This is a genomic window from Nonomuraea sp. B19D2, assembly GCF_040137845.1.
Classification (GTDB): domain Bacteria; phylum Actinomycetota; class Actinomycetes; order Streptosporangiales; family Streptosporangiaceae; genus Nonomuraea.
In genome coordinates, this window is the sequence record NZ_JBEFAK010000009.1 from 77,294 (window position 1) to 102,093 (window position 24,800).

The window sequence follows — 24,800 nt, forward strand, 5'->3', positions numbered from 1 at the left end:
TATGGCGGTGAGCGCACGCAGGGGGACTCCCCTGACCCTCGAAGAGATCGGCTCCACGGCGGCACGCCTGATAGACGAGGGCGGGGTGGAGGGGCTGTCCATGCGCAAGCTGGCGACCGAGCTGGACGTCAACCCCATGTCGCTCTACCACCACGTGGAGAACAAGGAGGCGCTGCTCAAGCTGGTCTGCGCCATCGCGGCCAAGCGAATGCTCGTGCCGCCGGACGACGGCGCCCCCTGGCAGGACCAGCTCAAGGCGCTGGCGCTGGCGTACCACCGGCACGCCCGGGAACATCCGGCCTTGTGGGGATATGTGCACACCCACCCCCAGCTCGTCGCCGACCACCAGATGGCGATCTGGCAGACGCTCTATCGCATCCTGCGGCTGGCGGGGGTCCCGGAGCCGGAGCTGCGGCGGACGAGCGAGATCCTGAACGCGTTCGTCGCGGGCTTCATCGTGGCCGAGACCCAGGGCCACATGTCGGACGACCCCGAAGAGATCAGCCACAACTTCGACACGGCCGTCCACCTGATCATCAACGGCATCGCGAGCTTCTCCAGCTGATCAGAGGTGCGTTGGAAAACCCAACCCGCTCGCGCTAGAGTGGGTTCAGTTTTCCAACCCACAAGGAGGGCGCGATGCGTGACGCGGTCATCGTGCAGGCCGTACGCACTCCGATCGGCAAGGGCAAGGCGGGCGGCGGCCTGACCGCGATCCACCCGGTGGACCTGCTGGCCCACACCCTGCGCGCGCTGATCGAGCGCAGCGGGGTGGATCCGTCGCTGGTGGACGACGTGATCGGCGGCTGCGTCGACCAGGTGGGCGAGCAGGCCATGAACACCACGCGCAACGCCTGGCTGGCGGCCGGCTTCCCGGAGTCGGTGCCCGCGGTCACCGTGGACCGGCAGTGCGGCTCGTCCCAGCAGGCCGTGCATTTCGCCGCGCAGGGGGTCATGGCGGGCGCGTACGACCTGGTGGTGGCGTGCGGCGTGGAGTCGATGAGCCGCGTGCCGATGTGGTCGAACGTGCCTCCCGGCGCCGACCCGTTCGGCCCCGCGATGGCCGCGCGCTTCCCCGAGGGCCTGGTGCCGCAGGGCATCAGCGCCGAGCTGATCGCCGCCAAGTGGTCGCTCAGCCGCGAGCAGCAGGACGTGTTCTCCGCGGACTCGCACCGCAAGGCCGCCGCGGCCTCCTTCGCCGACGAGCTCGCGCCCCTCGCCGGGCTCGAGCGGGACGAGTCGGTACGCCCCGGCACGACGCCGGAGATCCTGGCCGGCCTCAAGCCCGCCTTCGCCGACCCGGGCTACGCCGAGCGGTTCCCGCAGATCGACTGGTCGGTCACCGCGGGCAACACCAGCCCGATCAACGACGGGGCGGCGGCCGTGCTGATCACGAGCTCGGAGACGGCGGCCCGGCTGGGCCTGCGCCCCCTGGCCCGCCTGCACAGCTTCGCCGTCGCGGGCGCGGACCCGATCCTCATGCTCACGGCCGTCATCCCCGCCACGGAGAAGGTGCTGCGCCGCGCGGGGCTGAATCTCGCCGACATCGACCTGTTCGAGGTCAACGAGGCGTTCGCGAGCGTCGTGCTGGCCTGGCTGCAGGAGACCGGCGCCGACCCGGCCAAGGTCAACGTCAAGGGCGGCGCCATCGCGCTCGGCCACCCGCTGGGCGCGAGCGGCGCCCGCATCGCCACGACGCTGGTGCACGCGATGCGCGAGCGCGGCGCCCGCTACGCCCTGCAGACCATGTGCGAGGCCGGCGGCCTGGCCAACGCCATGATCCTCGAACGCCTGTAACGACAACCAGCCGCCAGGAACCGGGCTCAGCCGGCGCTCGCCTCCCAGACGGCCTCGAACGCCGGCTCCGTGATCTCGGTCAGCTCCCAGATCTCCAGCGGCTGGTCGGCGAGGAAGCCGTGCTCGTCCTGCAGGTGACGCCACCAGTAGCGGCGGGCGGCCCGGTCGGCGCCCACCAGCACCTGCCGCACCGCCCACTGCTCGTGGGCGTCGCCCTCGACGCTCTCGAAGAGCCAGGCGCGCCCGTCGTCGTCGGCCATGTGCCAGTAGCGGCGGGGCGCGTCGGACTCGGCGAGCTGCCTCACCAGCGGCTGGCGAAGATCTGGAAGCACCCGCCCACTCTAGAACGAGCGCAGCCCCCGCATGGCGATCTCGACGCCGCGGCGCATCGACTCCGTGATCTCCTCATCCGACGACTGGCCGAGCTCGCGCGCGGCGTTGCCCGCGGACTGGACGGCGCCCATGAAGACCCCGGCCACCACCGCGGCGCTGATCGGGTCGAGCTTGTCGGGAAAGGCCTTCAGCAGCTGCCTGGCCAGCTCGCGCTGCAGGTCGAACAGCAGGTGCAGGGCCCTGGCCTGAACGGCGGGCACGGTCATGAGGACCTGCTCGTAGACCTTCGTCAGCTCGCGGTCGCCGGCCATCGGGCCCACGGTCAGATAGTGGGCGATGACCTGCTCGTACGCCTTGAGCAGCACCTCGGCGAGGCCGTCCGTCGGCTCCCGCGCGGCGACCACGTCGGCCGACAGCTCCATGTACTGCTCGGCCTGGGCGAACAGCACGTCTTCCTTGGTGGGGAAGTAGTTGAAGAACGTCTTGGTGGCGACGTCGGCAGCGGCAGCGATCTGCGCGACGGTCGTCTGGTCGTATCCCTGCTGCGCAAACAGCCGGAGCGCCGTGCTGACGAGCAACTGCCTGGTCTGTCGTTTCTTGCGCTCGCGGCGTGACTCCTCCATGGCCACGAAGCTTACACTGACTATATATTTACACGAGAGCGCACATCAGTGCTGGTAGGCGCCTGCTTCCGGCCGCCGACCGTAGGCCGATCAACGGGTGAGGCGCCAGACACGGATCGACGGTCCGTCTCCGGGCAGCACGTCGCCGTCCTCGGCGTTGTACACGCCGGACGCCTGAACACCGAGGCGGAGCGGATCGCCCGGCGCCCGCCGCACGCACACCAGGATCGACTCCTCGTACGTCTCGCGCACGAAGACCAGGCAGTCCGCGTCGGCGTGCAGCCAGCGCAGCCCGCCGTGGCGCAGCGCGGGCTCGGCGCGGCGCAGCCCGAGCAGCTCCCGGTAGGCCGCCAGCGTCGGCAGGTCCTGGTCCGCGGGCCGGTTCCAGGGCATCGGGGTGCGGGAGTGCTCACCGTTCACGCCGCTCAGGCCGAACTCGCTGCCCGCGAAAACCATCGGCGTGCCCGGCAGCGTAGCCTGCAGCCCGAGCGCGAGCAGGTGGCGCTCGCGCGAGCCGGTGACGGTGCGGATGCGGGGCGAGTCATGCGAGTCGAGCAGCTGCCAGGAGTGCACGAGCGAACGCCACGACATGTGGGACGCGAACGACCTGAACGTGGCCAGCGTGGCCGTCCCGTCGCGCGAGGGCACGCCGCCCGGCACGCCGAGGAAGTGCTCCAGGTCCAGCTCGGGCCCGCGCAGCCAGGTCCAGACGGGACGGGTGAAGCCGCCGTAGTTCATGGTGCCGTGCCAGCCGTCGCGGTCGAGGTCGGGCGAGGCGTCGTGGTTGTGCTCGGCGATGAACGCGGCCTCGGGGCCGACCTCGGCCCGCAGCATGGCGGCGACCTCGTGGTTGTGGTCGTCGGCGCCGCGCCTGCCGGTCATGTTGGCCACGTCCACGCGCCAGCCGTCGAGCGGCCCCAGCCACTTCTTCAGCACCGCGCGCATGCTGGCGCGGACCAGCTCGCTGCCCCAGTTGAGCTTGGGCAGCGTCTTGACGCCCCACCAGGACTCGTAGTCGCCGGTGTCGGGGTCGAAGTAGAACATCTCGCGTTCGACCGCGTTCACGTCGGACACGGCCGCGGTGAACCATTCGTGCGTGTCGCCGCAGTGGTTGGTGGTGATGTCGCCGAGCAGCCGCATGCCGCGCGCGTGCAGCGCGCGGGACAGCCGGTGCAGCGCCTCGTCGCCGCCGAGCAGCGGGTCGACGTGCTCGAACGTGGCGGCGTTGTAGCGGTGGTTGGAGCGGGCGGGGAAGATCGGCGTCAGGTAGACGGTGTCGGCGCCGAGGCTCTGGACGTGGTCGAGCCGCCGGACGATGCCGTCGAGGTCGCCGCCGTAGAACTGCTCGGAGGTGCCGGGGCCGCCGGGGATGACCGGGTCGCGGTCCCAGTCCCGCGGCAGCGCCCAGTCGGGCGGCTCGGGCATGAGCCCGGAGCGGTCGAAGCGGTCGGGGAAGATCTGGTAGACGATCGCGTCCGACATCCACGAGGGCGGCGGCTGGTGGCACACGAGGCGGAAGTCGCTCGCGTCGGTCACGTCGTGCGTGACGAGCCCGGCCGCCGTCAGCCACGCCTGGCCGCTCTGCCGGTGGAGCAGGAATCGGTAGGGGGTGACGGGGTTGACCGCCGCGATCTCGGCCCGCCACCAGACGTCCGTGCCGCCGTATCCGCCCACGTCCCGCCGCGACGGGTCCGGCGCCGCCTCGGCGTAGCGGGGCTCGCCGTCGTGCACGGTGCGTACGTGCACGCCCGTGATCCCGGCGGCCAGCGGCGCCCGCAGCCACAGCGTCACCCGCGAGCCCACGGCGGGTTCCTGGTCGGAGACGTACAGAGCTGAGCCGTCGTGATGCGGCTCCCCGATGAAGCGCAATGAACCTATCCCTTGACAGCCCCGGCGGTGAGCCCGGAGACGATGTACTTCTGCAACCAGAGGAACACACCCACGGTGGGAATGGCGGTAAGCAACGTGCCCGCGGCGAACATGCCGAAGTTCGCGTTGCGGTGGTCGCCGGCGATCATGCCGTACATGCCGACGGCGAGGGTCTTGCTGTCGGGGTCGCGCAGGAACACGTTCGCCATGAGGAACTCGCTCATCGTGCCGATGAACGCCAGCAGCGCCGTGACCGCGAGGATCGGCGTGACCAGCGGCATGATGACCCGCCAGAAGATCTGCGCGTGCGTGGCGCCGTCCACGGTGGCGGCCTCGTCCAGCTCCTTCGGCACGGTGTCGAGGAAGCCCTTCATCAGCCAGGTGTTCACGCCGAGCGCGCCGCCGAGGTAGAGCAGGATGAGGCCCCACACGGTGTTGAACCCGAAGGCGGGATACAGCTCGGTCACCCTGGTGAAGATCATGAAGATCGTCACGATGGCCAGGAACTGCGGGAACATCTGGATGAGCAGCAGCGCCAGCAGCCCCACCCGGCGGCCCGCGAAGCGCATGCGGCTGAAGGCGTACGCGGCGAACATCGACAGCAGCAGGCTCGCGAACGACGACGCCAGCGCGATGAACACCGAGTTGGCGAACCATCGGGCGAACGGGTAGCTGTCGGAGCTCAGCAGATTGGCGAAGTTGGCCAGGCTGGCCCCGGTGGGCAGCAGGTCGGTGGAGGCCAGCGTGCCCATGGGGTTGATCGCGGCCGAGAGCACGAACAGCACCGGGAAGATCGCGAACGCGCACACGACCAGCACGAAGGCATGCCTGAGGGCGAGCTTCACGCGTAGACCTCCTCCTGCTTGCGGGTGCGGCGGAACGCCACGGCCGAGATGACGGCCACGATCGTGAAGATGAACACCGAGATCGCCGCCGCGAAGCCGAACTGCGCGCCGCCCGCCCCGAACGCCAGCCGGAACGTGTAGGTGATCAGCAGGTCGGTGGCGCCCACCTGCGGGTTGTCCGCGGGGAACGGCCCGCCGTCGGTGGTGAGCGCGATCGCGTTGAAGTTGTTGAAGTTGTAGGCGAACGACGAGATCAGCAGGGGTGTGAGCGCGACCAGCAGCAGCGGCAGCGTGACCCGACGGAACGCCTTCCACGGCGTGGCCCCGTCGATGGCCGCCGCCTCGGTCAGCTCGCGCGGGATGGCCTGCAGCGCTCCGGTGGTGACCAGGAACATGTACGGGAAGCCGAGCCAGAGGTTGACCAGGATCACGCCGAGCCGGGCGGTGCCCGGCTCGCCCAGCCAGTCGATGTCGACCCCGAGGAGCTGGTTGACCAGGCCGAAGTCACGGTTGAACAGGTCGCGCCACACCAGCAGCATGGCGAAGGCGGGCATCGCGTACGGCAGGATCAGCAGGATCCGGTAGAACCGGGTGCCGCGCATCCGTGGATGGTGCAGCGCCAGCGCCACCGACATGCCGAGTGCGAACGTGCCGAGCACGGAGGCCAGCGCGAAGACCAGGTTCCAGCCCAGCACCCCGGCGAAATACCCCGAAATAGTGGGGTTTGTCAGCACGCGTGCGAAGTTGTCGAACCCGACGCCGACCTGCCAGCCCTGGGCCAGGTGCTCGCCCTTGGCGTTGACGAAGTATCCCTGCCCCTCGTCGGCCCGCCAGGTGTCGCCGTTGCCGCGCACGCAGTCGCAGCCGGCGTCGTAGACGAGCGCCGCCTTGCCCTCGACGGCCCGGCTGAGCCCGTTCGCCTTGATCACGCCGTCGCCGGTCGGCACGGCCAGCGCGGAGATCTCCTGGCCACGGGCGGCGGCCTCGGGCGCCTTGAGCACGGTCAGCCCGGGCGCGCTCAGCACCTTGCCGGTGACGCCGACCTGGGCCCCCGCCAGCGGCGCCAGCCCGTTCGCGTCGCCCACCCGCACCTGCTTGGTCTTCGGGTCGACCAGCAGGAACACCAGTTCGTCGCCGCGCAGCGCGGCGGTCAGGGCGTACTCGGGCGAGCCGGGGGCCTGCCGCACCGAGCCGGTCTCGATGGCGGTGACGGCGGCGGCCTTGTCGCCGCGGTGCCCGTCGCCGAAGTTCGTGAACGCGGTGGTGACCGTGTAGACGACGGGGAACACCTGGAACGCGATGAGGAAGACGGTGCCGGGGATGAGGTACTTGGCCGGGATGAAGCGGCGGGTCAGGTAGAGGCAGGCGACTGCCGCGGCGGCGGCGCACAGCAGCGCGAGCGAGACCCACGACCCGGCGGCGACCAGCGGCGGCACGGCGTAGAGCAGGATCGCGGCGGTCACGGCGAGCACCGCGATCCTGCTCACCACGAACGCGGTGGTGATCTCCCGGCGGGGCCGTGGAGACGTCCTGGTCTCCCCGCCCTTTCTCGGGGCCTCGCGCACATCGAGCGTCATGTCAGTGCTTGAGCGAGCCGTCGATGGCCTTCTGCGCCGCCGCGGCGGCCTTGGCCGCGTCGCCGCCCTTGACGACGGCGTTCTCGGCGATGCCGAACGGCTCCCAGATCGCCGCCATCTCGGGGATGGCCGGCATCGGCATGCCGTCCTTGCCCGCGTCCATGAACTTGACCGCGTCCGGGTCGCTCGCCTGGACCTCCTGGAGGGCGGCGGTCAGCGCCGGGGGCCGCGGGTCGGCCTCGTACAGCGCCTTGGCGACGTCCTTGTTGGTCACGTAGTTGGCCACGAACTCCTGGGCCAGCGCCTTGTTCTTGCCCTTGGAGGCCACGAAGAACGTCTGCACGCCGACGAACGGGGTGGCGGGCTTGCCGTCCTTGACCGCCGGGACGGCCGTGATGTCGTACGGGATGCCGCCCTTCTTGACCTCGCTGATCGCCCACGGGCCGGAGATCAGGTAGGCGCACTTGCCGCCGGCGAAGTTCACGATGTAGTTCTCGTTCGTGATCGACGTGCGCAGCGCGCCGTCGCCCTTCTCGCCCAGGTCCTTCAGCTTGCCGAACGCCTTGGCCGAGCCGGGCGAGCCGACCAGCACCTGCTTGGCGTCGGGGTCGCCGGTGGGGGTGGTGCCGAACAGCGCGCCACCGGCGGAGGCGAAGATCGGGTAGACGTGGAAGGCGTCGCCCTTCTGGCCGACGGGGAGGCAGAGCACCTCCTTGACCTTGCCGGCCGCCTTGAGCTCCTTGCCCTTGGCGACCAGGTCCTCGATCGTGGCGGGCGCCTCGGGGGCGAGCTTGGTGTTGCGGATCAGCGCGATGTTCTCCACCGCGTACGGGGCGCCGTAGATCTGCCCGTTGAACGTCACGGCCTGGATCGCCTTGGCCGAGAAGGCCGCCTTCTGCTCGTCGGTCAGCGTCACCGGGTCGATGGCGCCGTTCTGCACGAGGTTGCCGATCCAGTCGTGCGCGCCGATCATGATGTCGGGGCCGCTGCCCTGCTGGGAGGCGGTGAGGAAGGTCTGCTGGTTGTCCTTGCTGATCTCCTTCACCTCGACGCTGACGCCGTTCTCGGCGCCGAACTGGTCGGCGAAGGGCTTGAGCGGCTTGACGCGGTTGGCGTCGGCCCAGATCACGAGCGTGCCGCCGCTCTTGGCCGCCGAGGTGGAGGCGGACGCACCGGGTGCCGCCGAAGAAGCCGACTGGGAAGCAGACTGGGAACCGCCGCACGCCGTCACGGCGAACGCGAGGGCCGCGAGAGTGGCCACGCCCAGAGCCCGCTTGCGCATGAGACCTCCTGAGGTCACGGAGGAACGGCGGCGCCGCGCGAGCGCCACCGCAAGAAGAAGCCGAACGTTTCCGGGACGTTAGCGGCTCTTTGCAAGAATTGGAAGAACTTGCGAAAGAGCGTTACGTGATCCTCACCGGGACCCGTCGCGGCAGGAGACGCGCACGCGCGACATGGCACCGTCATCACGGCCAAGGTGACTTCTGCAACTTTCCGCAAATTACGCTTGACCCTCCGCAAACCAACGCGACATCCTTCACCAGGACATCATCGACATCTCACGCAAAGGGACAGCCATGCTCGGCAACGACGACTGGTGGCGTGACGCCGTCGTGTACCAGGTCTACCCGCGCAGCTTCGCCGACTCCGACGGCGACGGCATGGGAGACCTCGCAGGCGTGCGCGAGCGCCTCGGCTACCTCGCCGACCTGGGCGTGGACGCCATCTGGCTGAGCCCCTTCTACACCTCCCCCATGGCCGACGGCGGCTACGACGTGGCCGACTACCGGGACGTGGACCCCATGTTCGGCGCGCTCGCCGACTTCGACGCGCTCATCGCCGACGCCCACGACAAGGGCATCAGGGTCATCGTGGACCTGGTGCCCAACCACTCCTCCGACCAGCACCCGTGGTTCAAGGCCGGGCTGCGCGAGCGCTACATCTTCCGCGACGAGCCCAACGACTGGGAGTCGATCTTCGGCGGCCCCGCCTGGACGCAGGCCGCGGACGGGCAGTGGTATCTCCACCTGTTCGCCCCCGAGCAGCCGGACCTCAACTGGGACAACCCCGACGTGCGCGCCGAGTTCCGCGACATCCTGCGCTTCTGGCTCGACCGGGGCGTGGACGGCTTCAGGATCGACGTGGCGCACGGCATGATCAAGGCCGAGGGGCTGCCCGACGTGGGGCCGAAGGAGGGCCGCCAGGCCGAGATGCTCGGCGACGAGCAGCTGCCCTACTTCGACCAGGACGGCGTGCACGAGATCTACCGCGAGTGGCGGCCGATCCTCGACTCCTACCCCGGCGGCCGGATGGCGGTGGCCGAGGCGTGGGTGTCCTCGCCCGAGCGGCTGGCCCGCTACATCGGGCCCGACGAGCTGCACCAGGCGTTCAACTTCGAGTTCATGATGGCCGACTTCCACGCCAAGTCGTTCCGCACGGTCATCGAGAAGTCGCTCAAGGAGGCCGAGCTGGTCGGCGCGCCCACCACGTGGGTGCTGTCCAACCACGACAAGCCGCGCCACGTCACCCGCCACGGCAGCCTGGCCCGCGCCAGGGCGGCCACGCTGCTCATGCTGGCCCTGCCCGGCTCGGCCTACCTCTACAACGGCGAGGAGCTGGGGCTGCCCGAGGTGCTCGACCTGCCGGACGAGCTGCGCCAGGACCCGGCGTTCCGGCGCACCGGCGAGAGCCGCGACGGCTGCCGGGTGCCGATCCCGTGGACGGTCTCCGACGGCTTCGGCTGGCGGAACCCGTGGCTGCCGATCCCCGGCTCCTGGGGGCCGCTGTCGGCCGAGGCCCAGGAGGACGACCCCGGCTCCACCCTGAACCTCTACCGGGCCGCGCTGAGGCTGCGCAAGGAGCACCCGGCGCTCGGCGGCGGCACGCTGACCTGGCTCGACTCCCCCAAGGACGTGCTGGCCATCCAGCGCGACCCGGGGCTGGTCGTGGTGATCAACACGGGCGAGGAGCCGGTCCGCCTCGACCTGGGCGGCGAGATCCTGCTGTCCAGCGGCCCGCTGACCGACGATGGGGCGATCCCTCCGGACACCACCGTTTGGGTCCAGCACTGACACGGATTGGTGGAATCTTTCCATTGACGCGGCATATGCCGGTAATCACGCTCGGTAACCTGCCAGGGTGGCACCCTGGTGGGCCCGATCCCTTCGTGGACGCGTCACCCTCATCGCGACGGCCGTAGCCGCCCTCGTGCTGATTCCGGCAGCCGTGGGCGGGGTGGTCGTGACCAGATCGCTGATGTCGGCCAGTGTGTTCCGCGACACCAGGGACTCGGCCGAGCGGATCGCGTACGAGATGCGCGGCGGCGCGCTGCCCATGGGGGCCTCCATCCCGGTGCCCAACCCGTCGGTGCCGCTGATCCAGGTAGTCGGCTCCAACGGGCAGATCCTCGCCAGCAGCGACGCGGCCAGGAATCTGCCGCCGCTCAGCGACATACGCCCCACGGCCGAGAACCGGCTGATCAACATGACGAACTGCCTGCCGACCGAGTGCCTCCACCTCACGGCCGTCAGGGTCAGCATGTTCGCCGACTCCCCCGTCGTCTACGCGGGGCGCGCCACGCCCGACCTGCTCATCAGCCGTACCCTGGAACTGGTCGTGTTCACCCAGGTCGGGATCCTGATCGCGCTGGCGTCGTGGGCCACCTGGCTGGTCACGGGCAGGGCGTTGCGACCGGTGGCGACCATGCGGGCCGAACTGGACGCCGTGCACGCCGGCGACCTGAGCCGCCGGGTCACGCAACCACCGGGACAGGACGAGGTGGCCCAGCTCGCCAAGTCCGTCAACGGCACGCTCGCCCGGTTGGAACGCTCCGCCGAGCAGCAGCGCCAGTTCGCCTCGGACGCCTCGCACGAGCTGCGCACCCCGATCGCCGGGCTGCGCGCCCAGCTCGAGAGCGCCCAGCTCTATCCGGAGGACACCGACATCGAGGCGCTGGTGGAGAGCGCGCTGCGCGACACCGACCGCCTGGAGGCGATCATCACCGACCTGCTGCTGCTGGCCAGGATCGGCTCCCGGGTGGACGTGGTCAAGGAGTGCGTCGACCTCGCCGAGCTGGTGCGCCAGGAGCTGGCCGTGCGCTGCGACAAGGTGCCCGTGCACGTGGACCTGCACGAGGGGGTCGTCGTCGAGGGCGTACGGCTCCAGCTCGCCAGGGTCCTCACCAACCTGCTGGACAACGCCCAGCGGCACGCCGAGACCCGGGTCCGGGTCCGGGTGTACAAGGAAGGCAACGATACGGCGGTGCTGGCGGTCGAGAACGACGGCATGGAGATCGCCGTGGCGGACCGCGAGCGCATCTTCCAGCGCTTCACCCGCCTGGACGCCGCCCGCAGCCGCGACGCCGGCGGCACGGGGCTGGGCCTGGCCATCGCGCGGGACGTCGCGATGGCTCACCGCGGACAGATCACCGTCGAGGAGTGCAAGGGCGGCGCCAGATTCGTCGTGAGACTTCCGGCCGTTTGACCGATTCTCGTAGATTTCCGGTGCTCATGTCATAGATCATGGGGTCATGACGGAAGAAGCGCCGCAGGGCGTCGACCCGCACATCCCCAACGCGGCGCGCATGTACGACTACTTCCTGGGCGGCAAAGACAACTTCCAGGCCGACAGGGAACTGGCCGACCTGGTGCTCAGCGTGGTCCCGGAGACCCGCGACGGCACCAGGGAGAATCGCGCGCTCATTGGTCGTTTCGTACGTTACCTGTGCGAACAGGGCATCACCCAGTTCCTCGACCTCGGCTCCGGCCTGCCGGCCCAGGAGAACGTGCACGAGGTCGCCCTCATGCACGCCCCCGAGGCCCGCGTGGTCTACGTGGACAGCGACCCGGTGGTCGCCACGCACGGCAGGGCGCTGCTGGCCGATCCCGAGCGGGTGGCCATGGTCCTGGGCGACGTGCGCCGGCCGACGGAGATCCTGGCCCACCCGGAGGTCCGCGCGCTGCTGGACTTCGACCGCCCGGTGGCCCTGCTGATGATGTTCCTGCTGCATCTGATCCCCGACGAGGACGACCCGCACGGCTGCGTGGCCGCCTACCGCGACGCGCTGGCGCCGGGCAGCTATCTCGCCATCTCCCACGTGGGCAGCGACTCCCACTCGTCCTTGACGGACCGGGTGAGCCAGTTCTACGAGCGGGCCAACCTGCCGTTCAGGCCGCGGCCCGGCGAGGAGATCTCCGCCTTCTTCGGCGACTTCGAGTTCATCCCGCCGGGCTACCTGGCCAACGGCATAGCCCCGGATCTCCCGTGGCCGTACATCGAGCCCGGAAGCCCGATCTTCCTGGACGAGGACCTGGCCCGCATGGGCTACGCGGGCATCGCCCGCAAACCCTAGACCTTCGACAGCTCCCTGTCGCCCGACTCGCCCTGCTCCGGCGGCTCTTCGCCCTCGTCGAGCAGCGTCGCCTCGTCGAACGGCGCCTGCCCCGACAGCACCCGGCCGGCGCGCTCCCGGTCGAACTCGCCGGTCCAGTGGGCGACGAGCACGGTGGCGACCGAGTTGCCGGCGAAGTTCGTCAGCGCCCTGGCCTCGGACATGAAGCGGTCGATGCCCACGATGAGGCCGACCCCGTCGACCAGCGCCGGGCGGTGCGCCTGCAGCCCGCCGGCCAGCGTGGCCAGCCCGGCCCCGGTGACGCCCGCGGCGCCCTTGGAGGCGACCATCATGAACAGCAGCAGCGCGAGCTGCTCGCCGAACTGCAGCGGTCCCCCGGTGGCCTCGGCGATGAACAGCGTGGCCATGGTCAGGTAGATGGCGGTGCCGTCGAGGTTGAAGGAGTAGCCGGTCGGCACGGTGATGCCGGCCACGGTCTTGCTGACCCCCAGGTGCTCCATCTTCGCGATGAGCCGGGGCAGGGCCGTCTCCGATGACGAGGTGGACAGGATCAGCAGGAACTCGCGGCCCAGGTACTTCAGCAGCGACCACAGGTTGATCCGGGCGACCAGCCACAGGATCGTGCCCAGCACGACGCCGACGAACAGCACGCAGGTCACGTAGAAGGCGACCATGATGATCGCCAGGCTCTTGAGCGCCTCGATCCCGGTCTCGCCCACGACGGCGGCGATCGCGCCGAACGCGCCGACGGGCGCGGCCCACATGACCATGGCGAGGATGCGGAACACCAGCCGCTGGAAGTGCTCGATGCCGCGCAGGATCGGCGTGCCCTTGTCGCCCATGGCCTGGATCGCGAACCCGGCCAGCATTGCGACGAGCAGCGCCTGCAGGACCGAGCCTTCGGTGAGCGCCGACACCAGCGTCTCGGGGATGACACCCAGCAGGAAGTCGACCGTGCTGGCCTCGCCGCCCTTGGCCGCCTGCGCCTCCGCGGCCTGCTTGGCGGCGTCGCTGAGGTGCAGCCCCGAGCCGGGGTCGATGACGTTGCCGACCACCAGGCCGATGAGCAGGGCTACCGTGGACATGACAATGAAGTAGCCGAGCGCGAGACCGCCGACCTTGCCGACCTTGGCCGCCTGGCGCACCGAGCCGATGCCGAGCACGATCGTGCAGAAGATGATCGGCCCGATCACCATCTTGATGAGCGCCACGAAAGCGGTGCCCAGTGGTTTGAGTTCCTTGCCGACGTCCGGCCAGACGAATCCGACCAGGATGCCCAGCAGAACGGCGCCGATGACGGCCAGATAGAGGTACCGAGTGCGATCACGCATGGGGGGTTTCTCCAGCGGTGATGGAATTTCCTTCTAGGTAGTCGAGTATGACGCTCACAGTGACGTAGGTCACCATTGAGTAAGTTTCGTTCACGGGAGAGGTGTCAAGATGCGGCGCTTGAGCCTGGCGGGACAGATGTTGGTCCTGCAGCTGCTCGTGGTCGCCGTCACGGTGGCGGGCCTCGCGGTGCTCGCGCTCGTGCAGGCGCGTGACCTGCTCACCGACGAGGCGAGCAGCAAGGCCAGGGCGGTCGCGGTGAGCGTGGCGGCCTCGCCCGACGTGCTGGCCGCCCTCGACGACCCGAACCCGTCCGCACGGCTGCAGCCGTACGCCGAGCAGGTACGCCATCAGACGGGCGTCGACTTCGTCACCATCATGAAACCGGACGGCACCCGCTACACCCACCCGAACCCCGCCGAGATCGGCAAGCGTTTCCGCGGCCACACCGAGCGGGCGCTGGCGGGCGAGACGTTCGACGAGACCTACACCGGCACGCTCGGTGAGTCCAGGCGCGTGGTGACCCCCGTCATGTCGGGCGGCCAGGTGCGGGCGCTGGTGAGCGCGGGCATCACGGTCGAGAAGATCAGCGCAAGGGTGCGCGACCAGCTCCTGTGGGGCGGGCTCGTCGTCGCGCTGGCGCTCTCGCTGGGCGCGGCCGGCACCTGGCTGGTCACCGCGCGGCTGCGCCGCCAGACGCACGGCCTGGGCCCGGTGGAGCTCGGCCGCATCCACGACCACCACGACGCGGTCCTGCACGCCGTCAGGGAGGGCCTGCTGCTGGTGGGCAAGGACGGCACGCTGACGCTGTGCAACGACGCCGCCCGTCAGCTGCTCGACCTGCCGGCCGACGCCGAGGGCCGGCACGTGGGCGAGCTGGGGCTTGCCGAGGTGCTGGCCGACGACGAGGAGCGCATCCACCTGGTCGGCGACCGGGTGCTGGCCGTCAACAGCGCCGCCAGCAGGCTCGGCACCGTGGTGACCCTGCGCGACCACACCGAGCTGCAGGCGCTGACCGGGCAGCTCGACGCCGAGCGCGGCTTCGCCGACTCGCTGCGCTCGGCCGCCCACGAGGCCGCCAACCGGCTGCACACGGTCATCACGCTGGTGGAGCTGGGCCGTACCGAACAGGCGGTGGCACTGGGCACGGCGGAGCTTCGGGCCGCCCAGGAGCTCACCGACCGGGTGGTCGGCGCGGTCCGCGAGCCGGTCCTGGCCGCGCTGCTGCTGGGAAAGAGCGCCGAGGCGGCCGAACGCGGCGTCGAGCTGGTGATCAGCCAGGACAGCGAGCTGGACGACCTCGCTCTCGACCCGCGCGAGCTGGTCACGATCGTGGGCAACCTGATCGACAACGCCATCGACGCGGCCTCCCAGGTGGAGGTGCACCTGTGCGCCGACCGGGAAGGCGTCCTGATCACAGTGGCCGACAACGGTCCCGGGCTGGCCGACCCCCACGCCTTCGACAAGGGCTGGACCACCAAGGGCGACGGGCACGGGCTCGGGCTGGCCCTGGTGGGGCAGTCGGTCCGGCGTATGGGCGGCACCATCGACGTGGAGGGCTCGGTGTTCACCGTGCGGCTACCCCTGCCGGAGCGTGCGCGATGATCTCCGTGCTCGTCGTCGAGGACGAGGAGATCACGGCGGAGGCCAACCGCATCTACGTCGATCGGGTGCCGGGTTTCGAGGTGGCCGGGGTGGTCAGGACCGGCGGCGAGGCGCTGCGCTTCCTGCGCGGCAGGCCGGTGGACCTCGTCCTGCTCGACCTGTACCTGCCCGACATGCACGGGCTGGAGGTGTGCCGGGCGATCCGCGCGGGCGGGCTCATGTGCGACGTGATCGCCGTCACCTCGGCCCGCGACCTGGCCATGGTCCGCTCGGCGGTATCGCTCGGCATCTCCCAGTACCTGCTCAAGCCGTTCACCTACGCGACACTCTTCGAAAAGCTCACGCGTTACGCCAGGTTCAAGGAGGAGGCGGGCGTCGCCGTCGGGCAGAGCGACGTGGACCGCGTGCTCGGCACCCTGCGGGGCGGCTCTGAGCTGCCCAAAGGCATGAGGCGCGACACGCTCGACACGGTCGCGGCCAAGCTGCGGGCCAGCCCTGAGGGCATGGCGGCGCAGGCAGTGGCCGACGCGATCGGGGTGTCCCGCGTGACGGCCCGCCGCTACCTGGAATACCTGGTGGAGCTGGGTGTGGCGGCCCGCATCCCGCAGTACGGCGGGGTGGGCCGGCCAGAGTTGCTCTACCGGATCCCCATGGAAAGTTAATGACGGTGACGCTGGCCGTTCAATCCGGGCCTTTAGCTTCTGGGTGCAGTCCATTGCACTGAGGAGACACCTTGCGAGTCCTGGCCGTAGTTCCCGCCCGCGGAGGTTCGGCGGGCGTACCCCTGAAGAACCTCGCCCTGGTCGGGGGCGTTCCGCTGGTCGCCCGAGCGATACGGGCCGCCCAGCGGGCCGAACTCGTGGACCAGGTCGTCGTGAGCACCGACCACGAGGGGATCGCCGACACCGCCCGCAAGGCGGGGGCGCTCGTCGTGGACCGGCCTGAAGAGCTGAGCGGCGCGACCGCCTCCAGCGAGTCGGCCGTGCTGCACGCGCTCGACGCCCTCGGCGAGGACCCTGAGGTCGTCGTGCTGGTGCAGTGCACCAGCGCGTTCATCGACCCGAAGGACCTGTCGGCGGCGGTGCGCAAGGTGCTGGACGGGGAGGCCGACTCGGTGGTGTCGGGGCTGCCGACGCACGAGTTCCTGTGGACCGCGAACGGGGCCGGGATCAACCACGACCCGGCCGTCAGGCAGCGCCGGCAGGACCGCGAGCCCGAGTTCCGCGAGAACGGCGCCTTCTACGTCATGCGGACCGCCGGCCTGCGCGAGCACGGCCACCGCTTCTTCGGCGAGGTCGCCGTCCAGCCGGTGCCGCAGCAGCACGCCATCGAGATCGACAACCCGGAGGACCTGGAGCTCGTGCGCGCGCTCGCCCCGTTCATCGACCAGCCCGAGCCGATCGACGTGGACGCCGTCATCACCGACTTCGACGGCGTGCACACCGACGACCGCGCCTACGTCGACTCCGACGGCCGCGAGATGGTGCTGGTCAGCCGCTCGGACGGGATGGGCGTCTCGCTGCTGAAGCGGTCCGGGGTGAAGGTGCTGGTCATGTCCACCGAGCACAACCCGGTGGTGGCCGCCCGCGCCCGCAAGCTGGGCGTGCCCGTGCTGCAGGGCCTGGCCGACAAGCGGACGGTGCTGCGCGACTGGCTCACCATCGAGGGCCTCGACCCGGCCCGGGTGGCCTACGTCGGCAACGACGTCAACGACCTGGGCCCGATGGCCGAGGTCGGCTGGCCCGTCGCCACCCCCGACGCCCACCCGCGCGTGCGCGCCGCCGCCAGGACCGTGCTGACCAGGCCCGGCGGGTCCGGCGCCGTGCGCGAGCTGTGCGACCGCGTCGTGGCCGCCCGGCCCGAACCGCCCGCCGTCGAGACCCGCAGCCGGCCCAGGCTCGGCCCGGAGCGGAGGAGCTCCGGGGGAGAGAGCGAGGGACGAGCCAACGAGACCGGAAGCGGCCGCGACCATGAGCGCGTCGCGATCGGCGACGTGCTGGTCGGCAACGGCGAGCCCGTGTACGTGATCGGCGAGATCGGCATCAACCACAACGGCGACCTCGACATCGCCCGCCGCCTCATCGACGTGGCGGCCGACGCCGGCTGCCAGGCGGTCAAGTTCCAGAAGCGCACCCCCGCGATCTGCGTGCCCGAGGAGCAGAAGCGCCAGATCAGGCAGACGCCGTGGGGCGAGATGACGTACCTGGAGTACAAGGAGCGCACCGAGTTCGGCTTCGACGAGTACCGGCAGATCGCGAAATACTGCGACGAGCGCGGCCTGCACTGGTTCGCCTCGCCGTGGGACGTGCCCTCCGTGGAGTTCCTGGAGGAGATGGACGTCCTCCTCCACAAGGTGGCCTCCGCCAGCGTCGCCGACCACGAGCTGCTGCGGGCCCTGGCCGCCGCCGGCAAGCCGATCATCCTGTCCACCGGCATGTCCACGCTGTCGGAGATCGACGAGGCCGTCGAGATCCTCGGCACCGACAAGCTGATCATGATGCACGCGACGTCCACGTACCCGCTCCCGCCGGAAGAGGCGAACCTGCGCACGATCACCACGCTCAAGGAGCGCTACGGCGTGCCCGTCGGCTACTCCGGCCACGAGCGCGGCCTGCAGATCTCGCTGGCCGCGGTCACGCTCGGCGCGGTCTGCGTGGAGCGGCACATCACGCTCGACCGCACCATGTGGGGCTCCGACCACGCCGCCTCGCTGGAGCCGGCCGGCCTCGAGCACCTCGTACGCGACATCCGCATCATCGAGCAGGCCATGGGCGACGGCGTCAAGCGCGTCTTCCCCGGCGAGGAGGCCCCCAAGGCCCGCCTGCGCCGGGTGACCGTCTGACCTCGTTCCCACTCTGGAGAAACAACCCTTGATCACGCTCTCGGTCGTCGTGCCGGTACGGGACGGCGAGCGCTTCATCGCCGACGCGCTCACCTCGCTCTGCCGCAACGCCCGGCACGACTTCGAGTTCATCGTCGTGGACGACGGCTCCGTGGACGCCACCGGGGCCATCGTCGAGGACTTCGCCCGCGACCTGCCCGGGCTGTCCGTGCTGCGCAATCCCGCGCCCGTGGGGCTGGCCGACGCCCGCAACACGGGCCTGTCGGCCGCCTCGGGCCGGTACGTGGCGTTCATGGACGGCGACGACTGGCTCGCCCCCGGCTACCTGGCGCGGCTCGTCGAGGCGATCGACGGGCTCGGCTGCGACTTCGTCCGCGCCGACCACGTGCAGGTCGAGGGCCGCAAGCGGGTCGTGCACCGGGCCCCGCTGTCCGCACCAAGGGGCGCGGCGCTGAATCCACGGGACGCGATCCTGCCGGCGGGCGTGCGGACCATGGTCGACTACCCGTACGCCTGGGCCGGGATCTACCGGCGCTCCCTGCACGACCTGCTGCACTTCCCCGGCTCCCTGCACACCGCCGAGGACCGGCCGTGGATCTGGCGCCTGCACAGGGAGGCCGCCACGTTCGCGGTGGTGTCGCTGGCCGGCGTGTTCTACCGGCGCATGGTGTCCGGGTCGCTGACGCAGGTGGGCGACGAGCGCCAGCTGCACTTCTTCGACGCGTTCGACCTGGTCTTCAAGGACCTGGAGCCGGAGTTCATGCCCAAGGCGGTGCGGAACTTCTGCGCGCTGCTCGCCCACCACCTGGAGATCGCCGACCGGTTCACGCCGGCGCTGCGGGCCCGCTTCGAGGAGCGCGGCGCGCACATGGTGCGCGCGCTGCCCGCCGACGTGGTGTCCGACTCGGTCGCGCGGATGTCCGCCGAACGCGAGGCCACGCTGCGGGCCCTGGTGCCCGACCTGCCGCCCAGCCCGCACGTCCGGGTCCGCCGCGACCGGGAGGAGACGTCGTGAAGGTCTTCTACGCCTCGACGCTGTTCGGCGCGATGTCGCTGGCCGCCGCCATCGACGACGGCCGCTTCGGCGGCGGCCGCCGCGTCCTCGTCGTGTCCAGCAACGCGGCCATCCCCGAGGTGGCCATGCCCCTCGACAAGACGCCCGGCTTCGCCGTGCTGCGCTCCCGCTTCGACGAGATCCACTCGTGGAACGAGCTCATCGCGCCGCTGCACCCCTCCGACTGGAAGGCCCGCGTCATCGAGGTACCCATGATGGAGCGGCTCATCCGCTCCCACTGGGGGCTGGACGGGGTGGAGCACCTGGTGCTGGAGTCGATCGCGGTGCCCCCGGCCCGCACGATCGCGGGGCTGGTGCGCGACTGCCCGATCACCGTCTACTCCGACGGGCTGATGAGCTACGGCCCGACCCGCGACCCGATGCCCGCCGAGATCTTCCGCCGCATCGAGCGGCTGCTCCACCTGGACCTGGTGCCGGGGCTGACGCCGCTGCTGCTCAGCGAGTACGGCGTCGCGCCGTCGATCCTGCCAGACGAGCGGTTCCTGTCGATCGTGGACCAGGTCACCGCCACCGCGCCCGACATGATGCACGGGCAGGCGATGATCCTCGGCCAGTACCTGTCGGCACTGGAGATCGTCACGCCGGAGGAGGAGACGGCGCTGCACGAGACCATGCTGCTTGCCCTGGTCGCCCGCGGCTACACCGACGTCGTCTTCAAACCGCACCCGGCCGCCGGGCGGCGGCACGCCCAGCTCCTGCGGGCCGCCGCCGAACCCCTCGGCGTGCGGCTGTCGGTGGCCCCGGAGAGCGTGCCCGCCGAGGTGTGCTTCGCCGCGCTGCGGCCGGAGCTCGTCGTGGGGTGCTTCTCCACGGGTCTGCTGACGGCGCAGCGCTACTTCGGGCTGCCCGTCGCCTCGTACGGCACGGACCTGGTGCTCGACCGGCTGGCTCCCTACGAGAACAGCAACCGGATCCCGGTCACGATCGTGGACGCCCTGCTGCCCCGCCTGTCGGCCGACGGGGCCGTCACCCCGGCGCCCGCGGTGGACCTGCGCGCCCTGGTGCGGGCCGTGGGGTACTGCATGCAGGCCGAGACGTACCCGGAGCTGCGGCCCGCGAGCATCGACTTCGACGCGCGTTACTTCAAGCGCAAGCGCCTGGAGACGCTGGGCCTGGTGACCAGGCCGACCGCGCTCACCCGGCTGCGCAGGAAGATCCGCTCAGCGATCTGACCCGCAACCGCACCCCGGACGGCGCAAGAGCCCTCTCCCGCCGTCCGGGGTGCGGTCCTTTCGCGGAAGGGGGTGCCGGCGGCCGCACCCTACGCGGCGGCGGCGGCCACCGTCGCCGGGTCGGGTCAGCCGAGGGCCTTGAGGTAGCGGCGCATCTTGCGCTTGGCGCGGTAGCCCGCCCGCAGCATCGAGGGGTGCACCTCCACCCGGAGCCGGGCCCGGCGCCGCGCCGCCGTGTGCTCCGGCCCGTCCAGCAGCGAGGTCGCCGGCACCCGCGGCCCGCCCGCCACCAGCCCGGCCAGCAGCCGAGTCCAGTCGTTGCGCTCCGGCGGCTGGAAGTAGTTGGCCGCGCACCACTCGGCCGAGGCAGGCCGGAAGTCGCCCTTGGCCAGGTCGTCGAGCGTACCCAGCAGCCCGCTGCCCTCGAACACCAGGTTGATCATCTCGGCGCTCACGCCGAAGTCGCTCAGCACCAGCGACGGCACGCCCAGCGCGATCGCCTCCAGCGCCGCCGTCGAGCTCACCGTGACGAACCCGGCCGCCCGCGCGAGCTGGTCGTGCATCGAACCCGCCTGGAAGGAGAGCCGCCCCGGCTCCCCCATCTCCCGCCACAGCCGCTGGTAGTGGTGGCGCTCGTTGTGCGTCTGCCGCTCGTCCTCCAGCGCGCGCAGCTTGACGACCACGTCCAGCTCGGGGCGGAGCCGGGCCAGCTCGGCCAGCCCCAGCAGGATGCGCTCCCGGTCCTCCCGCTCACGCGGCACCTTGGCCTGGGTGGCGAACACGACCCGGTTCCCGCCCCCGGCGACCGCCTGCGAGCGCAGGAACGGCAGCCTGGCCAGGCCCACCGCCCCTCCCCCGCCGAGCCTGGCGGCGATCTCGGAGAACTCGGCCACCTCCCGCTCGCTGTGCACCACGAACAGGTCACACCCGCTGCGGAACAGCCACGCCTTCTCCGTCGCGGGCACCGAGATGCCGGGCAGCCCGCTGACGAACACCGGCCGCGGCCGCAGCCCCGCGAACACGTCGGCCACCAGCACGTCCACGACCGGCCCTGTGCAGGCCACCAGCACCACGTCCGGCTGCGTGCGCTCGGCCAGCCGCCGCACGGACCTGGCCGACAGCACCGGCGGCGACTCGGCGCCGCCGCCCACGGCGGCGGCGATCTGCTCGGGCGACGGCGCGATCGGCGTGCGCACCACGACCAGGTCCGCAGTGCCTCCCCCGGGCAGGTCGCCGAGCAGGCAGGCCGCCCACTTCAGGTACGAGTCGGAGTCGGCGACCGCCAACACTTTCAACCGGACACTCCCGTCAGATGCGAGCGAAGGGCGGGGGCCGCCCTGCTGGTCCACCAGTCGTCGGGGACCTCCACGGGCTCGACGGCGACACCGCGCGGGCTGAGCAGCACCCGCAGCGAGGTGATCGCGGTCGAGGGGAGGCTGAGCACCCGCTGACCGGCGTCCAGGCCGCGCAGCGTCAGCTCGGCGGGCGCGCCGCCGTCGTGGACCGTGATCCCCGGGCGTTCCCGGATCAGCGCGACGTCAACGGGGTCCTCGCGGCGGTGCGGGTAGTACGCCAGCGGCTCGCGCGCGGCCAGGTCCGTCAGCCAGCGCAGGTAGTGGTCGCGGTGCACCAGGCCGTTCCTGACCAGCGAGGTGCCGAGGACGACCGTGCGCTCCGCGGGCACCTCGGCGCTGGGCGGCTGGGCCCGCAGCCAGGCGAACTGGTGGCGTACCAGATCGATTCCGGCCCGCCGTACCGCGTCCTCCAGGGGTTTGTCGACGGGCAGGGCGGTGAAGACCGACACGTCGCTCAGGCGCAGCCGCAGCGCGGCCGCCAGGCCCAGCGCGGAGCGCAGCCCGGTCGGCTGGGCCCTGGCCCGCAGCAGCGGCCGGTACGGCCCCGCGGCCAGCAGCTCGAGCAGCCGGAGGGTGGCCAGGCCGTCGTCCACGATCACGATGCGGCCGGGACGCGAGGTCAGCCAGCGCAGCTGCACCCTGCCGGAGAAGGCGTCGCCGACGGCCTGCACGCGCCTGGGCATGCGTTCGCGCGGCTCGGCCAGCTCCAGGCCGTCGGGCAGCCCGAGAGACCTCAGCTCCCGGCGCGTGGCCTTCAGCGGCCGCAGGCCCGAGCGCGGCACGACGACCGTCCGGGGGCCCAGCAGCCCCGCGAAGTGGGCCTCGACGGCGCACAGCATCTGGAGCGGGGACTCCACCCAGGCCGACGCCTGTTCGACCACTCCTGCTCCTCCCAGCCGGGTGATGGCCCGTTCACGACCGCTTCAAGCTAGCCCCGCCGCCTTAAGCCCCCAGAAACGCGACGTGAACAATGGACGGTATGAACTCGCTCTTGCTCAACACCGACGGCGTGCACATCCCGCAGCTCGGCTACGGCGTCTGGCAGGTCCCCGCCGAAGAGGCCGCGCAGGCCGTCACGACCGCGCTGAAGGCCGGCTACCGGCACGTCGACACCGCCTCCGCGTACGACAACGAGGAGGGCGTCGGCCAGGCCGTGCGCGAATCGGAGCTGCCGCGCAGGAAGGTCTTCGTCACCACCAAGCTGTGGAACGCCGACCACGGACGCGCCGAGGCGGCCTTCGAGGAGTCCCTGGCCCGGCTCGGCCTCGACTACATCGACCTTTTCCTCATCCACTGGCCGGTGCCGCAGCAGGACAAGTACGTGCAGGCGTGGAAGGCGATGGAAAAGATCTACCGTGACGGGCGGGCCAAGGCCATCGGCACCTCCAACTTCACGATCGCCACCCTGACCCGGCTGATGAACGAGACCGACATCGTCCCGTCGATCAACCAGATCGAGCTCCACCCGTACCTGCAGCAGCGCGAGATGCGCGCCTTCCACGAGGCCAACGGCATCCTCACGGAGGCGTGGAGCCCTCTGGGCCAGGGCCAGGGACTGCTCGACGACCCGGCGCTGGCCGTGCTGTCCGGCAAGTACGGCAAGACGCCCGCGCAGATCGTGCTCCGCTGGCACCTGCAGCTGGGCAACGTCGTCATCCCCAAGTCCGTGACCCCGTCGCGGATCGCCGAGAACATCGGCGTGTTCGACTTCATCCTCGATCCCGAGGACATGGCCGCCATCGGCGCGCTGAACAGGGGCCGGCGCTTCGGCCCCGATCCCGACACGTTCAACATGACGTGATTCGTCTACGATCTCCCACGTGCGGGATTTTGCGTGGGGCATCGCGGCGACAGGCGGTATAGCGCGGACCGTGGGAGCGGCCATCGTGGCCGAGCCCGGAATGCGGGTGGCCGCCGTCGGGTCCAGGGACTTAGGACGGGCGCAGGCGCTGGCCGCCACTTTGGGCGCGGAGTCGGCGTACGGCTCCTATGAGCAGATGTGCGCCGATCCGGCCGTGGACGCCGTCTACGTCGCGACGCCGCACGCCCAGCATCTGCAGGTGGCCGAGGCCGCCATCGCCGCGGGCAAGGCCGTGCTGTGCGAGAAGCCGCTGGCCGCCACCGTGGACGACGCGGAGAAGATGGTGCGGCTGGCCCGTGAGGCAGGCGTGTTCCTCATGGAAGCGATGTGGATGCGCTTCAACCCCCTCATCCAGAAGATCGCGGCCGACGAGCGCTTCGGCGACATCCGCTCCGTGCAAGCCTCCTTCGGCTTTGCCAAGCCTTACGATCCGGTCCACCGGCTGTGGGCGCCGGAGCTGGGCGGCGGGGCCCTGCTCGACCTCGGGATCTACCCGTTCGGCCTGGCTCAGCTGCTCCTCGGCATGCCCTCCGACCTGCGGATCACCGGCTCCCTTGCGCCCAACGGAGTGGACGCGGAGGCCGGTGGGATCTTGCTCTACCCCGGCGGCAGGCGGGCTCTCGTAGAAACCTCGTTGCTCGGGAATTACCCGAACCATGCCTGTGTTGTAGGTACTCAGATGCGGGCGGACATCCAGGCACCGTTCTGGGCGCCGCGGCGGATTTTGCTCTCCGGGCCCTCCATGGAGCCGGAGGAGCATGTGCTCGATCCGGCGGACAACGGATACGCCGGAGAGCTCCGCGAAGTCCGCGCCGCGACGGCCGAAGGCAGGACCGAAAGCTCGGTCATGCCGCTTGATGAGTCCCTTGCCATGATGGGGCTCCTGGCCGCGGCCCGGGGGCAACTCGCCTAGCCGGGTCGTTACAAATTTGTAGCCTCTTGCCTTATGCATTACATTTGAGGCATTCTTGAGGCATTCGTCCGGTTTGTCCGGCAATGTCCGACCATCGCGACACATCACAGGACCGTCCTGTGACCGCTGAATCCGCCTTCGGGCGGAACCGGGGACCCACGTCCTTTGGGGTGAATCGGCACTTCGGTGCCGTAGGGCAGCTTCCACGCCCGAACCCGTCAGCTAACCCGGTAAGCGGCATGGAAGCAAGGAGT

Annotated in this window: 21 protein-coding genes and 1 riboswitch; of the genes, 12 read left to right on the forward strand and 9 right to left on the reverse strand. The window is 70.6% G+C overall.

Going from position 1 to position 24,800, the window contains the following annotated elements:
- Window position 1 precedes the first annotated feature (1 nt).
- Complete coding sequence (locus tag ABN273_RS18730; protein WP_349450186.1) at window positions 2-565, forward strand: TetR/AcrR family transcriptional regulator; 564 nt, start codon at window positions 2-4, stop codon at window positions 563-565.
- A 74-nt stretch (window positions 566-639) separates the two neighbouring features.
- Window positions 640-1,797: a thiolase family protein gene (locus ABN273_RS18735; protein ID WP_349450187.1), complete on the forward strand. Its 1,158-nt coding sequence runs from the start codon at window positions 640-642 to the stop codon at window positions 1,795-1,797.
- 26 nt (window positions 1,798-1,823) lie between these two features.
- Here the strand turns inward: ABN273_RS18735 and ABN273_RS18740 are convergent, their stop codons facing one another.
- The 6 genes from ABN273_RS18740 to ABN273_RS18765 all read right to left on the reverse strand — a co-directional run bounded on the left by ABN273_RS18740 (window position 1,824) and on the right by ABN273_RS18765 (window position 8,326).
- On the reverse strand, window positions 1,824-2,129 hold the full coding sequence (locus tag ABN273_RS18740; protein WP_349450188.1) for a hypothetical protein: 306 nt from the start codon (window positions 2,127-2,129) through the stop codon (window positions 1,824-1,826).
- Window positions 2,130-2,138: 9 nt separating this feature from the next.
- Entirely contained in the window at window positions 2,139-2,753 is a 615-nt protein-coding gene (locus tag ABN273_RS18745) for a TetR/AcrR family transcriptional regulator (protein ID WP_349450189.1), read from the reverse strand.
- Between the two features lie 90 nt (window positions 2,754-2,843).
- On the reverse strand, window positions 2,844-4,622 hold the full coding sequence (locus tag ABN273_RS18750) for a glycoside hydrolase family 13 protein (protein WP_349450190.1): 1,779 nt from the start codon (window positions 4,620-4,622) through the stop codon (window positions 2,844-2,846).
- Window positions 4,623-4,627: 5 nt separating this feature from the next.
- Complete coding sequence (locus ABN273_RS18755) at window positions 4,628-5,467, reverse strand: sugar ABC transporter permease (RefSeq protein WP_349450191.1); 840 nt, start codon at window positions 5,465-5,467, stop codon at window positions 4,628-4,630.
- A complete protein-coding gene (locus tag ABN273_RS18760) occupies window positions 5,464-7,044 on the reverse strand; it encodes an ABC transporter permease subunit (protein WP_349450192.1) in 1,581 nt (526 codons plus the stop codon). Before ABN273_RS18760 ends, ABN273_RS18755 begins: the two co-directional genes overlap by 4 nt.
- Window position 7,045: 1 nt before the next feature.
- Window positions 7,046-8,326, reverse strand: coding sequence for a sugar ABC transporter substrate-binding protein (locus tag ABN273_RS18765; protein WP_349450193.1), 1,281 nt, complete (start codon window positions 8,324-8,326; stop codon window positions 7,046-7,048).
- 295 nt (window positions 8,327-8,621) lie between these two features.
- Between ABN273_RS18765 and ABN273_RS18770 the strand changes: the two genes are divergently transcribed.
- The 3 genes from ABN273_RS18770 to ABN273_RS18780 all read left to right on the forward strand — a co-directional run bounded on the left by ABN273_RS18770 (window position 8,622) and on the right by ABN273_RS18780 (window position 12,394).
- A complete protein-coding gene (locus ABN273_RS18770; RefSeq protein ID WP_349450194.1) occupies window positions 8,622-10,115 on the forward strand; it encodes a glycoside hydrolase family 13 protein in 1,494 nt (497 codons plus the stop codon).
- 67 nt (window positions 10,116-10,182) lie between these two features.
- Window positions 10,183-11,526 carry a sensor histidine kinase gene (locus ABN273_RS18775; protein WP_349450195.1) on the forward strand — a complete coding sequence of 448 codons (1,344 nt, stop codon included), beginning with the start codon at window positions 10,183-10,185 and terminating at the stop codon, window positions 11,524-11,526.
- 46 nt (window positions 11,527-11,572) lie between these two features.
- On the forward strand, window positions 11,573-12,394 hold the full coding sequence (locus ABN273_RS18780) for an SAM-dependent methyltransferase (RefSeq protein WP_349450196.1): 822 nt from the start codon (window positions 11,573-11,575) through the stop codon (window positions 12,392-12,394).
- Here ABN273_RS18780 and ABN273_RS18785 read toward each other — a convergent pair.
- Window positions 12,391-13,725, reverse strand: coding sequence for a cation:dicarboxylate symporter family transporter (locus ABN273_RS18785; RefSeq protein WP_349450197.1), 1,335 nt, complete (start codon window positions 13,723-13,725; stop codon window positions 12,391-12,393). The genes ABN273_RS18780 and ABN273_RS18785 overlap by 4 nt on opposite strands.
- Window positions 13,726-13,834: 109 nt before the next feature.
- Between ABN273_RS18785 and ABN273_RS18790 the strand changes: the two genes are divergently transcribed.
- From ABN273_RS18790 to ABN273_RS18810, 5 genes are all read left to right on the forward strand, one after another.
- Complete coding sequence (locus ABN273_RS18790; RefSeq protein WP_349450198.1) at window positions 13,835-15,328, forward strand: ATP-binding protein; 1,494 nt, start codon at window positions 13,835-13,837, stop codon at window positions 15,326-15,328.
- Window positions 15,325-15,990, forward strand: a complete 666-nt coding sequence (locus ABN273_RS18795) for a response regulator (RefSeq protein ID WP_349450199.1) — start codon at window positions 15,325-15,327, stop codon at window positions 15,988-15,990. The genes ABN273_RS18790 and ABN273_RS18795 overlap by 4 nt, the downstream gene beginning before the upstream one ends.
- 71 nt (window positions 15,991-16,061) lie before the next feature.
- The gene (locus ABN273_RS18800) at window positions 16,062-18,170 is read left to right on the forward strand and encodes an N-acetylneuraminate synthase family protein (protein WP_349450200.1); all 2,109 of its coding nucleotides are present in this window, start codon (window positions 16,062-16,064) and stop codon (window positions 18,168-18,170) included.
- 28 nt (window positions 18,171-18,198) lie between these two features.
- Entirely contained in the window at window positions 18,199-19,185 is a 987-nt protein-coding gene (locus ABN273_RS18805; RefSeq protein ID WP_349450201.1) for a glycosyltransferase family 2 protein, read from the forward strand.
- Complete coding sequence (locus tag ABN273_RS18810) at window positions 19,182-20,417, forward strand: polysialyltransferase family glycosyltransferase (RefSeq protein ID WP_349450202.1); 1,236 nt, start codon at window positions 19,182-19,184, stop codon at window positions 20,415-20,417. The genes ABN273_RS18805 and ABN273_RS18810 overlap by 4 nt, the downstream gene beginning before the upstream one ends.
- A gap of 125 nt (window positions 20,418-20,542) precedes the next feature.
- Here ABN273_RS18810 and ABN273_RS18815 read toward each other — a convergent pair whose 3' ends face one another.
- Together ABN273_RS18815 and ABN273_RS18820 are read right to left on the reverse strand one after the other, a co-directional pair.
- Window positions 20,543-21,706, reverse strand: a complete 1,164-nt coding sequence (locus ABN273_RS18815) for a DUF6716 putative glycosyltransferase (RefSeq protein WP_349450385.1) — start codon at window positions 21,704-21,706, stop codon at window positions 20,543-20,545.
- A 2-nt stretch (window positions 21,707-21,708) separates the two neighbouring features.
- Window positions 21,709-22,653 carry a hypothetical protein gene (locus tag ABN273_RS18820; protein ID WP_349450203.1) on the reverse strand — a complete coding sequence of 315 codons (945 nt, stop codon included), beginning with the start codon at window positions 22,651-22,653 and terminating at the stop codon, window positions 21,709-21,711.
- A 98-nt stretch (window positions 22,654-22,751) separates the two neighbouring features.
- On the opposite strand from ABN273_RS18820, the gene ABN273_RS18825 reads away from it, so the two are divergent.
- Window positions 22,752-23,573, forward strand: a complete 822-nt coding sequence (locus tag ABN273_RS18825; RefSeq protein ID WP_349450204.1) for an aldo/keto reductase — start codon at window positions 22,752-22,754, stop codon at window positions 23,571-23,573.
- Between the two features lie 19 nt (window positions 23,574-23,592).
- The gene (locus ABN273_RS18830; protein ID WP_349450205.1) at window positions 23,593-24,546 is read left to right on the forward strand and encodes a Gfo/Idh/MocA family protein; all 954 of its coding nucleotides are present in this window, start codon (window positions 23,593-23,595) and stop codon (window positions 24,544-24,546) included.
- Window positions 24,547-24,660: 114 nt separating this feature from the next.
- A riboswitch (cyclic di-AMP (ydaO/yuaA leader) is annotated at window positions 24,661-24,798 on the forward strand.
- The last annotated feature ends 2 nt before the right edge of the window (window positions 24,799-24,800 follow it).